Source organism: Clostridium swellfunianum (assembly GCF_023656515.1).
Lineage (GTDB): Bacteria > Bacillota > Clostridia > Clostridiales > Clostridiaceae > Clostridium_AT > Clostridium_AT swellfunianum.
Window position 1 is genome coordinate 4,144,500 of sequence record NZ_JAMOFV010000006.1, and the last position, 12,382, is coordinate 4,156,881.

General features: G+C 34.0%; 8 protein-coding genes. All 8 read right to left on the reverse strand.

The genetic code is table 11. The annotated features are described in order from the left end of the window. Positions 1-76: 76 nt before the first annotated feature. Complete coding sequence (glnA, locus tag NBE98_RS19700) at positions 77-1,507, reverse strand: type I glutamate--ammonia ligase (protein WP_250816719.1); 1,431 nt, start codon at positions 1,505-1,507, stop codon at positions 77-79. A 151-nt stretch (positions 1,508-1,658) separates the two neighbouring features. Beyond that, the gene (locus tag NBE98_RS19705; protein WP_250816720.1) at positions 1,659-2,117 is read right to left on the reverse strand and encodes a 2-thiouracil desulfurase family protein; all 459 of its coding nucleotides are present in this window, start codon (positions 2,115-2,117) and stop codon (positions 1,659-1,661) included. Then, on the reverse strand, positions 2,114-4,474 hold the full coding sequence (locus tag NBE98_RS19710; protein WP_250816721.1) for an endonuclease MutS2: 2,361 nt from the start codon (positions 4,472-4,474) through the stop codon (positions 2,114-2,116). The genes NBE98_RS19705 and NBE98_RS19710 overlap by 4 nt, the downstream gene beginning before the upstream one ends. Then, positions 4,475-6,826, reverse strand: a complete 2,352-nt coding sequence (locus NBE98_RS19715; RefSeq protein WP_250816722.1) for a U32 family peptidase — start codon at positions 6,824-6,826, stop codon at positions 4,475-4,477. It lies immediately after the preceding gene. 152 nt (positions 6,827-6,978) lie between these two features. Next, the gene (locus NBE98_RS19720; protein WP_250816723.1) at positions 6,979-7,980 is read right to left on the reverse strand and encodes a glycosyltransferase family 4 protein; all 1,002 of its coding nucleotides are present in this window, start codon (positions 7,978-7,980) and stop codon (positions 6,979-6,981) included. Between the two features lie 179 nt (positions 7,981-8,159). Continuing rightward, on the reverse strand, positions 8,160-8,729 hold the full coding sequence (locus NBE98_RS19725; protein WP_250816724.1) for a cell division protein ZapA: 570 nt from the start codon (positions 8,727-8,729) through the stop codon (positions 8,160-8,162). A 166-nt stretch (positions 8,730-8,895) separates the two neighbouring features. Continuing rightward, positions 8,896-11,277: a phenylalanine--tRNA ligase subunit beta gene (gene pheT, locus NBE98_RS19730; RefSeq protein WP_250816725.1), complete on the reverse strand. Its 2,382-nt coding sequence runs from the start codon at positions 11,275-11,277 to the stop codon at positions 8,896-8,898. A 45-nt stretch (positions 11,278-11,322) separates the two neighbouring features. Beyond that, complete coding sequence (gene pheS / locus NBE98_RS19735; RefSeq protein ID WP_250816726.1) at positions 11,323-12,342, reverse strand: phenylalanine--tRNA ligase subunit alpha; 1,020 nt, start codon at positions 12,340-12,342, stop codon at positions 11,323-11,325. Positions 12,343-12,382 lie beyond the last annotated feature (40 nt).

The window sequence follows — 12,382 nt, forward strand, 5'->3', positions numbered from 1 at the left end:
AAAGAATATAAATTCTTATATTCTTATATGGTTATATTGTTATATGTTTATATTCTTTTCTTCTTACAGGATTTTCTTATAAATCATAATACATTTCGTACTCGATTGGTGAAGGTACTGGTATAACCTTCATAACTTCTCTATTGTATTTAAACTTAATCCAGTTATTTATAAAGTGCTCATCAAACACTCCATTTCTAGTTAAGAATTCATGATCTTTTCTTAGTTCTTCTAATGCTTCATCTAGAGATTTTGGAAGAGATTCTATTTTGTTTCTCTCTTCTTCTGGCATATTAAATACATTAATATCAAAAGGTCCGTAGCCTTCCTTTGTAGGATCAATTTTATTTACTATACCATCTATACCAGCCATTAAAAGAGCAGAATAAGCAAGGTATGGGTTAGCTGTAGCGTCAGAGGATCTAAATTCAAACCTAACCTGTGAAGGATCCTTAATATAACCTGGTATTCTTATTACAGAACTTCTATTGCCTGTAGCAAAACATATTGAAACAGGTGCCTCAAAACCTGGAACCAATCTCTTATAGGAATTTGTTGAAGGATTAGTGAATCCGAGCAGAGCCTTGGAGTGCTTCAAGATTCCTCCAATAAAATATAATGAGTTTTGACTCATTTTAGAATAACCATCTTTATCATAAAATAAGTTTTCTCCATTTTTTCTTAAAAGCATATGTACATGCATTCCGCTTCCTGCTTCACCATACAGCGGCTTAGGCATAAAGGTTGCAGTTTTTCCATGAACTACTGCTTCATTTTTAATAACATATTTAGCCATCATTGTAGCATCAGCCATTTTAAGCATTGTTCCAAGTTCAACCTCTATTTCAAGCTGTCCCGCTGCTCCTACTTCATGATGGTGATACTTTACTGGTATGCCCATTTCCTGAAGTTTCAAAGTCATCTCACTTCTTAAATCATTATTTACATCATAAGGCAGTCCTAAATGATAAGCCTTCTGAAATGGAGCCTTATATCCATAGTTATCATCTTTTTTATTTGAATTCCACGGTGCTTGGGCAGAATCAATAGTTACCTCCTGATGGAAATTTTTTGTTTCATAGCTTATGTGGTCAAATATGTAAAATTCGAATTCTGGCCCTATAACATATTCATCTGCTATGCCAAGGTCTTTTAAGTATTTCTCTGCTTTCTCAGCAATGAATCTTGGGTCTCCGCTAAATCTTCCTTCCTGCTTTCCTATTGTATGTATGTTAGCTATCATGCTTAAGGTTGGTATCTTGCAGTAAGGATCCACAAAAGCAGTTTTCATATCAGGAATAAAGCACATATCTGAATTCTCAATACTGGAATATCCGTAGCTTGATCCATCAAAACCAATGCCTTCAGTAAACGTTTTCTCGGAAAGTCTCTCAGCTGGTATTGAAAGATGATTCCATCTTCCTGGAAGAGTTATAACCTTGAAATCTACAATTTTAATATTGTTTTTTTGAACATAATCCTTTATCTCTCCAAAGCTGTTGAACATGATGTTTCCCTCCATATAATTTTAAAAATTTCATATATTCATAATTTTAGTATAATACATGAATTTTTTTTGTCAATTAGATATAATTGAATGAATATAATATTTCAAAAATTTAATATAAAAAAAAGATGGGTTCTATACCCATCAAATATTAAAGCAATATATTATCTATTTCTTGTTCTGTATAAACTTTGATTCCGTTTCGTATTAACAATTCAGCTGTAACTCCATTGCCTTCAATTAAAGACTTTGAAAAAGCACCATTATATATATTTCCACATCCGCATGACGGACTCTTAGCCTTTAATATTGCAATTTTAGCATCAACTTGTTTAGCTATTTCCAGTGTTTCTTCTGCTCCCTTTATAAAATAGCAAGTGCCATCATCACCATTGGCACTTACAACCTTAGCACAACCTTCAAGTACTTCTGCACCTGTACCTCCAGTTATTTCGTGAGCAGGTCTTGGAGTGCTTAATCCTCCAAGCTGCTCAGGGCATACAAGCACTGCCTTCCCTTGCTTTAGAAGTTCCGAAACTTTATCATTAAAATTGCTCTTTCCATCATATCTGGTATTTATTCCACATAAGCATGCACTAACAATTATCATTTTAGTTCCACCACAGTAGCTCCAGTTCCACCTTCTCCATAGTTTCCAAGTCTGTAGCTTTTAACATGAGGATGTCTTTTTAGCATATCATTTATTGCCTGCCTCAAAATACCTGTCCCTTTACCATGAACTATAGTAACTTCTCCAAGTCCCGCTCTGTAGGCATCATCTAAATATTTATCTGTATTGTATACAGCTTCTTCAGAATCCATTCCTCTTAAATCTATGGAAGATGAGACAGATTTCAAATTAAGATTTACTTCCCTCTTTTTTCTTTCCTTCTTTTCTTCTTGTGTAAGCTTTGAAGCTCTTAAATCCTTCAGCTTAGCATTTATTTTCATAATTCCAGCTTGAACCAGAACCTCACCTCTGCTATCAGCCTTTGACAGAACTATAACTTTTTGATTAAGAGAAGGCAAAAATACCTCTTGACCTTCCTTAACTTCACTAAGTCCTTCACCTTCATCCTCCATTTTTTTGTTCATGGAATCCTCAACATTTTCAAGCCTTGATTTTAATCTCTTTCTTTCCTCTTCAAGCTTTTGTCTTGCTTCTGAGGAATATCCAAGCCTCTCAAGTTCTCTCATATTCTTAAGTATTTCATCTGCTTCCTCTTTAGCTTCCTTAATGAGTCTCTTAGCCTCTCTTTGGGCATTAATTATTGCGTTGTCTCTGGTCTTTTGGAAGTTAAAAAGCTTTTCTTCATACTTTTCTTTAAGTTTTGACGCTTCAAGCCTTAAGCCTTCAGAAATTCTAGCATCATTTTCGGCTTTAATACTCTTTTCTTGAAGACTTTGAATCAGTTCTTCAAATTTTAATGTATCTGTAGATATATTTTCTCTTGCAGTATTTATTATATATTCAGGAAGGCCAAGTCTATTAGATATTTCAAAGGCATTAGATTTTCCAGGAACCCCAATTAGAAGCCTATAGGTTGGTCTTAGAGTTTCAACATCAAATTCCACAGAAGCGTTTTCAACTCCCGTAGTTTTTAATGCATAGCCCTTAAGCTCGCTGTAGTGGGTTGTAGCAACTATCCTAGTTCCTCTGCTTCTTAAATTTTCAAGTATAGACATAGCAAGTGCTGCACCTTCTGTTGGATCTGTTCCTGCTCCAAGTTCATCAAATAAAGCTAATGATTGGTCATCTGCCTTTTCGATAATATTAACTATATTTTTCATGTGAGAAGAGAAGGTTGAAAGACTTTGTTCTATACTCTGCTCATCTCCAATGTCTGCATAGACCTCCTTAAAAAAACTAACTGTAGAATTTTCTCTAGCAGGTATCATTATTCCGCTTAAGGCCATTAGGTGAAGAAGTCCAACAGTTTTTAAAGTAACTGTCTTACCACCTGTATTAGGCCCTGTTATAACTAACGAAGTAAATTCTCTTCCTAAATATGCACTTATAGGCATAACAACTTTTGAATCTATTAAAGGGTGCCTTGCTTCAACTATATCAATTATTCCTTTGTCATTTACACTTGGACAAGTGCAATTTGTATCACTTGCAAAGCGAGCCTTAGCAAAAATAAAATCAAGTTCCCAGATTATATTTGCATTGTTTTTAACCACAACTATATTGTCGTACACTTTTCCGGAAAGTTCTGCAAGTATTCTTTCTATTTCAGCCTTTTCCTTGAGCATTAATTCTTTAATTTCGTTATTTAGATTAACTAAACCCATAGGCTCAATAAATAGAGTTGACCCTGATGAGCTTTGATCATGAACAAGTCCAGGTACTGCACCTTTATGCTCTGCTTTTACAGGAAGAACATATCTGTCTCCTCTTATTGTGTAAAGATTATCTTGTAAGAACTTAGAATTGGATCTTATAAGTGAGTTAACTTTATCCTTTATAGATGCATTCTTATCCTTCAAAGCTCTTCTTATATTATAAAGAGTTGTGCTTGCTTTATCAGATATTTCCTCCTCACTAACTACAGCTAAAAGTATTTCATCCTCCAGCTTTTTAAGAGGTACTAGCCCCTCGCAAATATCTTCAATAACTCTAAATGATTCTTCTTCTTCCTTACGACTTACATAATCCTTGAACCTTCTTGAACATCTAAGCATATTAGCTATTTTTAAGAGCTGACCTGGCATAAGAGTTGATGCTTTCTCAGCTCTGCTTATACCTTCTCTAACATCATACAAGCCTTCAAAGGGAGGACTTCCCTTTTTAGCAAGCAACTGCAGTGCTTCCCTTGTTTCCTCAAGGTGTTCTTTGACCTCATATATGTTATCATAAGGTTTTAAAGCATCTATTAAATCCTTTCCTGCTGATGTTTGAGTATAGTTTTTTATCATGTTTTTAATTTTGTAATATTCAAGCACTCTTAAAGCTTTTTCATTCAATTATTCAACACCCCTTTTATAGTGGCCTCTAGTAAACCCTTCGTATTCACCCTGCCATTTTCCTTCTTTATAGGAATTTAGCACTTCTATTGCCTGGTCATAGCTTTCATCAATAAAATCAATCCTAAAGGAATCTACTCCTAGCCTTTTAATCTCTTCTATATGCGGTATAAGGTTCGTAGCCGCAGAGTTATATATATAACTTCTGCAAAACTTATCTGTTCTTAAGATAAACTCTTCATTTTTCCTGTCCTTTAAAACATAGCTTCCCTTGCCGCAATCCTCACTGCAGTAGCTTAAAGAACTCTTTCCCCCAAGAGTACTTCCAATTGGACAGTATTCGCTAACCATAAGTTCTTCCTTGCCATATAGTTTCATTTGGACAGGAAGATTTTTATTCTTAATTATCTCAGAAAGTTCCTTTTTATTTAATTCAACACTTATAGCTGCCCCAAGCATATATTCTTTATAAAAACTAAAGCCAAAACTATTAAATATATTGAGCTTATAATCTCCTATTATATTTGTTCTATCTTTAAATCTGTTTATTATACCTAGATTAGCTGTTATTATCCCTTGAATATGTCCAAGATATTTATCAATAATAGAGCAAACCTGCTCAAACTCTGTTTTTACAATATTAGGAACTCTTAAGTACAATTCTTTTATATCTAAATCTATCAATTCTTCAAGCTTAACCGGAGCTTGTTTTTTAAATACATCCACTGCAATTACAGTATTTATATCGCAGTCCTTTAAAGCTTTAATCTGATCTATACTGTTAACAACTACAACTGTACTAGGAAGTTTGCTTTTTTTTATGTAATACCTTGGGTATATCAATTCTTTTTTATACTCTCTTTTAGAATTTTCAATGATATACTGTTCAATCTTTTCGACAAGTTCTCTTCTTACAGAATTTATTGCTGATACTGGTAAAAAACCTTCTTCAAAGCATTCTATATTAATTTCATTAAATTTAATGGCAGTATCTCCACTCTTTTTAAGATTCTCTTGAACCTTTGAGTTATCCAAAGGCTTTTTTAATGCAGTCTGAACAATATCCCCTTCTGCTGAGAAGCACATACTATCGTATTGAGTTCTAAGAATTAACGGTTCATTTACCTTAAACTTAATATTTAAAGGCAGTTCAATTTTTCTTTCATAATTGTTTTTAAAAAAGCCTTCAAGCTCCTTTAAAAGCTTTATATCCGACGTTTTATATAAATTATCTCCTGACTTATATTTTGAAGGAATCAGCTTTATTTTCTCTCCTTTAAAGGCTTCAGAAACTTCATTACCATCCTTTATAATTTTGGAAACTATAAAACCCTCTTCTCCATTTCTTATTCCATCTCCTAAGGCTACATCTTCTGAAAGTTCTACTATAGAGCCTTTAATAACCTTTCCAACAGGCACTCCAGTATTCTTAGGAAAATTATAAGCCATCATATCTCTTCCTTTGTTTCCAAGCATATAAGCCTTTGAAAAGCCTTCTCTGTTAAAAAGCTTGAGAAGCTTATTGTTTTCCTTTTCAAGATCAAAGTATCTGTTTTCGTATATGCTGTCCACAGCTCTTCTATATACATCCACAACTCCAGCGACATACTCTGGTCTTTTCATTCTTCCTTCTATTTTTAAAGAGGAAGTAGAACTGGCTATTATCTTTTCTAAGTCTTCCAAAGTACAAATATCCTTAGGGCTTAATATATATGCGGAGCTTTCTCTATTGTTCTTCCTATCTATCAAGGTATAAGGCAATCTGCAAGGCTGAGCACAGCGCCCCCTGTTACCGCTTCTGCCTCCTATCATACTGCTCATAAGGCACTGCCCCGAATAACATACACATAGAGCACCGTGTATGAATATTTCAGTTTCTACTCCTAAATCTTTAGATATATGTTCAATTTCATGTAATGACAACTCTCTTGAAAGTACAATTCTTTTAAAGCCTGCATTCTTTAGCAGCAGAGCTCCCTCTCCATTATGCACAGTCATCTGAGTTGAAGCATGAAGCTCAAAATCAGGAAAGTTTTGTCTTATAAGATAAGCCAAGCCAACATCTTGTATTATAAGAGCATCTACACCTATGCTGTATAGAAACCTTACATATTCTATCGCCTCTTGCATCTCATTTTCTTTTATCAATGTATTTATAGTTATGAAAACCTTAACTCCATATAAGTGGCAGTAGTTAACAGCATTAATCATATTTTCTTCATCGAAGTTTGAGGCATACGCTCTTGCTGAAAATTTACTGCCGCCTAAATATACTGCATCTGCTCCACTCTGTACAGCAGAGTAAAGACTTTCAATACTGCCTGCTGGAGCCAGTAATTCAATTTTCTTCATCTTCATCTCTCCTAAAAATGTCCTAACCCTTATTATATCAATAGTTTATCCATTTTCAAAACATTATTTTCTAAAGTAATTTTATATTTAATTATAAAAATAAAAGTATGCTAATTGGCTACTAGCATACTTTCTATCTAAACACTGAACTATTATTTTACTGTTTCTGATAATAGCTTATTATAACAACCATATAACTGACTTATGCACTTTTCCCAGCTATGGTTTTCCAATACATGATTTTTGAGTTTACTGCTTTTTCTCTGCTTCAAGCCTGCTTCAATTACATTGGCTATACTTTCTTCATCATATGGATTTAAATATAGTGCATAATCCTTAAAATATTCCTCAGCACTTCCTTCACTAGTTGATGCAATATTACACCCGCTTGCTGCAGCTTCTAAGGATGAAAGTCCTGGTATTTCCATAAAGCTCGGCAGTACATGAAGTTTTGAAAATCTGTAGGCATTATAAATATGATAGCTATCCATAAAACCTAGATAAACAACATTTTTATAATTTATGCATTCATTATAATAGGTTTTGTCATTTATGTTTCCTATTAGTACCAGATTAACTCCTAGCTTACTGCAAGCTTTTGCAAGCTTAAGTTGATTTTTCTGAGGATGAATTCTTGCAACACAAAGCACGTAATTATTGAGATTATATCTAGCTTTAAGGTTATATAGAGGAGTTTCATCATGTTCAATTTCTACTCCATGAGGTATAACACTGCAACACATGTTTATACCAAAATCCTCAGAAAGCTTTTGCTTTTCAAGCTCACTATTTGGTAAAACCATATTGGAACCTTTTAAAATTTCTTCTCTGTATAAGCTGGTTCTTTCCCACAGCTTAATATTATCCAATTGGCTTCTATACTCGTAATATTTTTTGAGATTTCCATATATAGGAGTAGTAACTATAATCTTTTTCTGTCTATGAGCCTGCTTATAGTATTTATAAGTTTCTCCCATTCTTGTTAAATTAAAAAGATGTACAATATCATAACTTGAATAATCTGAAATATATCCATCATTAATATCTACTTCAACACCTAATCTCCTTAAATACTTTGCAGTCATTAATACAATTTTTGAGTCTCCTGCAAAGCTTTTCATGTAATCTCCTCTTATGCAAAGCAATACCTTCATACAGCATCCCCCTATTAATTATGCATTAAACTTTTATTGAAAGCAAAATTCACCTGCCATCAATGTATTCTTTAGAATATTACTATGCACTTTCTTATTACAATATAACGCAATAATCAAAATGAATAAAAACAGCAGCCGTAATTATTATTTACTGCTGCTGTTAATTAATAATTTTATTAATCTGAAGTTAGAAAAGGATTGCTATTTTTCTTAGCCTTTGCCAGATTTATTCCACTTTCAATAAGTCTGTTTTGAAGATCCATGGTCTTATACTTATAGCTGTGAAGCTGAAATCTAAGCTCTTTATTGGAAGCTTTTAAAGTCTTATTTTCTTCCAAATAATTTTTAGCCTCCTCCACAGTTTGCTGAAGCTGGATATTTAACTTATCTACATCCATAACGTTAGAATTCTTAAGTTTAAGCTGAAGTTCTGAGTTATAGTCCTCTAAGTACTTCATTTGCTTTTTAAGAAACTCTATTTCTTTGTTTAGCACATTCTTTTCATCGTTAAGTTTATCAATCTCTCTTTGCTGTTCTTCAAAAGCAGTATCACATTTAAACATTTCATCTGCGGCATTTATTGCAGTAAGAACTGAGGCAGATGATATACTTAGCTTAGGATTGCTTTTTAATATTTCTTGGATTTTCTTGTCCACATGTCTTGCAACCTTATGTAAGTATTCTTCACTCTCAGATCCTTTTAAATTATATTCCATTCCATTGATAGTAACATTTATAACATTCATGGGTTCACCCTCTTATACTCTTCCTATGATTCTCATTGAATTTATCTATATTTTAACATATTTATCTGGAGTAGAAAATATAATTTTATGTTTTTTTGCATATAAAAACACTAAATTATGAAAAAACTTCCAGAATTTCATTAAAAACTCTGGAAGTTCATTAAAATTACCTTAATTGTGCACCAAGCTGGTGCTCTAGTGAGCGCAGTATCTTGTCATGCACTTTATTTACTTCTGCATCTGTTAAGGTTTTGTTTTCAAGCCTGTAAGTCAAGGAATAAGCAACACTCTTTTTACCTTCAGGTACTTGACTTCCCTTATATACATCAAATAGTGCTATGCCTTCGAGCATATTGGAACCCTGTTTTCTAATTATATCCTCAATCTGCTGTACAAGTATGCTATCATCAACAAGGATGGCCATATCTCTCGTTACAGCAGGATACTTTGGAAGAGGCTTATACTTTTTATCCATATTTGAAAGCCTTATTAAAACATCTAAATCTATAACAGCAAGATAACAACTTTCATCTATTCCATAGTTATCATTTACATCAGGATGTAGCTCTCCAAGTATACCTATATAATCCTTCCTGGTGCCTACAATAGCAGTTTTGCCTGGATGGAAGGTTGGATTTTCAGTTTCTCTTTGGAATCCTGCACCGAATACTCCCAAGGTATCTAAAATATTTTCTATTATTCCCTTAAGATTATAATAATCAACCTTACCATACATTCCTATCGTTAAAATATTCTTTTCTTCTGGAAGCTTAGCAGAATTATCATTTGGAATATAAACTTTTCCTATTTCAAATAATGCAGCCTCTGGATTGCTTCTTGAATAGTTTCTAGCAAGAGATTCCATCATGGATGGTATTGATGTAGTTCTCATTATGCTAAAGTCTTCTCCTAGAGGATTTTTTATTTCTACTGCTTTCCTCAAATTTGATGTCTCAGGTAAAAGAATTTTATCAAACACCTTAGGACTAACAAAAGAGTAACTAATTGCCTGATTTAATCCGCAGCCAATTAGAGTTTCAATTATTTTATCCTCAAGCTTTTGCTTTTTATTTTTCCCCCCATTTAGTGAAGGACTGGTCATAACGGTTGTAGGAATATTGTTATATCCAAATATTCTTGCAACCTCTTCTGCTACATCTTCTTTGATATTTACATCACTTCTAAAGGTTGGGACATTTATTTCCAGGATATCATCATTTATTATTGTCAAAAGTTCAAGTCTATCTAAATATTCCTTCATCTTTTCAGCAGGTATATCAGTTCCTAAAAATCTGTTCATCCAATTTGCACTAACTACCAAACTCTTTGCCTGAACAGGTTCTGGGTAAATATCAATCGTTCCTTCCATAACCTCGCCAGCGCCTAATTCACAAATCAAGCTGCAGGCTCTATCCATAGCCAGTTGTACAAGATTTGAATCCAAATCTTTCTCAAACTTCGAAGAAGCTTCTGTTCTAAGTCCTAGCGCTTTTGAGGAAACTCTGATATTTGTTCCATCAAAATTAGCAGATTCAAAAACAATTTCTTTTGTATCTTCTTTAACTTCGGAATCTAGCCCACCCATTATTCCAGCAAGACCTATGGTTGTATCTCCGTTCTTAATATTTAATACCTCACCATTTAGAGTTCTTTCCACACCATCTAAAGTAGTGAATTTTTCTCCTGATTTAGCTCTTTCAACAACTATTGTGCTAGTTGAAATTTCCCTTCTATCAAAAGCATGCATTGGCTGTCCTAGCTCTATCATAACAAAGTTAGTTATATCAACTATATTATTTATAGGTCTAACTCCCGCCTGCATAAGTCTTTCCTGCATCCACGCTGGTGAAGACTCTATTTTTATATTTTTAACTCCTCTTGCCATATATCTTCTGCAAAGCTTTGTATCTTTTATTTCTACCTTCAAGCTGTTAGCTATGTTGTCTTTGTTTTCTGAATTGTAGCTTGTATTAGGCAATTTATAGCTTACCCCTAAGGTAGCAGCTGTTTCTCTTGCTATCCCAACAACGCTGAAGCAGTCAGGTCTATTTGAAGTTATTTCAAAGTCAATAACTGAATTGTCAAGACCTAAAACTTCCTTTATATCCTTTCCTATTGGTGTATCATTAGGAAGTATCATAAGTCCGTGAACCTGCTCTTCGCCAGCTATTCCAAGCTCCTCTTCAGAGCACATCATACCATTTGAAACTATTCCTCTAAGCTTACCTTTCTTTATCTTTAAGCCGTTTGGAAGAGAAGATCCGTGAAGTGCTACAGGAACTATATCCCCTTCCTTCATGTTGTCAGCACCTGTTACTATCTGAAGGTCCTCACCAGTATTTATATCAAGCTGACAAACAACTAGCTTTTCAGCATCTGGATGCCGATCAATCTTAAGTATTTTTCCTGTAACAACATTTTGTATTTCATCTCCAGAGGTAATAACTTCTTCAACCTTGGAGCCTGAAAGTGTTAATCTATCTGCTAATTCCTTTGGTGATATATCTATATTTACATAATCTTTAAGCCATTTTACTGGTACTTTCATATTAAGTTTCCCCTTTCACATGTAAAGTTAATAATCCAATTTACACTAGAACTGCTTTAAAAATCTAACATCGCTCTCATATAGAAGCCTTATATCTTCAATTCCGTATTTAAGCATAACCATTCTATCTATTCCAAACCCAAATGCAAAGCCGCTGTACACGTCTGGATCTATTCCGCAGTTTCTTAGAACCTGTGGGTGAACCATTCCACAGCCTAATATTTCTATCCAGCCGCTGCCCTTACAAAGCTTGCAGCCTTCACCTTCACATAAAAAACAAGTAGCATCCATTTCTGCAGAAGGCTCTGTGAATGGGAAGTGATGCGGTCTAAATTTGGTTTTAACGTCCTCTCCAAACATCTTTCTTGCAAACAAATCAAGAGTTCCCTTCAGGTCTGCAAAGGTTATGCCCTTATCTACTACAAGCCCTTCCATTTGATAGAATATTGGTGAGTGAGAGGCATCAACTGCATCGGAACGATAAACTTTCCCTGGTGCAATAACCTTTATAGGCGGCTGCTGTTTCTCCATAGTTCTTATTTGAAGAGGTGAAGTTTGTGTTCTTAAAACTATATTGTCATTTATATAGAAAGTATCCTGTTCACCTCTTGCAGGATGATTCTTAGGAATATTTAGAGCTTCAAAGTTATAATAATCAAGCTCTACTTCTGGTCCTTCTACTATTGAAAAGCCCATTGATAGGAATATGTCTTGAATACTTTCAAGTGTTAATGAAAGTGGATGTCTCTTTCCTAGTAATTTCATCTTTCCAGGCATTGATATATCAATAACCTCTCTTTTAAGCTTCAATTCTTTTTCCTTATTTTTAATTACACCAGCAGCTTCCTCAATAGCTTTTTCTAAAGCTTCCTTAACTTCATTTACAATCTTGCCCATGATTGGTCTTTCTTCTGGAGATACGGAGCCCATAGCTCTAAGAATTTGTGTAAGTTCTCCTTTTTTTCCAAGAAACTTAACTCTAATATTCTCAAGTTCAGTTTTGCTTACAGCTTCCTTCAGTTCACCTAATGCACTTACTTTTATAGCTTCTAACTTTTCTTTCATCTATGCTTCCTTCCTTTCAAAATATATTATATATTGCAAA

Excerpts from the sequence above, each read along its gene's own strand:
- NBE98_RS19725 (WP_250816724.1), bottom strand. The coding sequence starts at position 8,729 with ATGAATGTTATAAATGTTACTATCAATGGAATGGAATATAATTTAAAA.
- NBE98_RS19715 (WP_250816722.1), bottom strand. The coding sequence starts at position 6,826 with ATGAAGAAAATTGAATTACTGGCTCCAGCAGGCAGTATTGAAAGTCTT.
- glnA (WP_250816719.1), bottom strand. The coding sequence starts at position 1,507 with ATGTTCAACAGCTTTGGAGAGATAAAGGATTATGTTCAAAAAAACAAT.
- NBE98_RS19720 (WP_250816723.1), bottom strand. The coding sequence starts at position 7,980 with ATGAAGGTATTGCTTTGCATAAGAGGAGATTACATGAAAAGCTTTGCA.
- pheS (WP_250816726.1), bottom strand. The coding sequence starts at position 12,342 with ATGAAAGAAAAGTTAGAAGCTATAAAAGTAAGTGCATTAGGTGAACTG.
- pheT (WP_250816725.1), bottom strand. The coding sequence starts at position 11,277 with ATGAAAGTACCAGTAAAATGGCTTAAAGATTATGTAAATATAGATATA.
- NBE98_RS19705 (WP_250816720.1), bottom strand. The coding sequence starts at position 2,117 with ATGATAATTGTTAGTGCATGCTTATGTGGAATAAATACCAGATATGAT.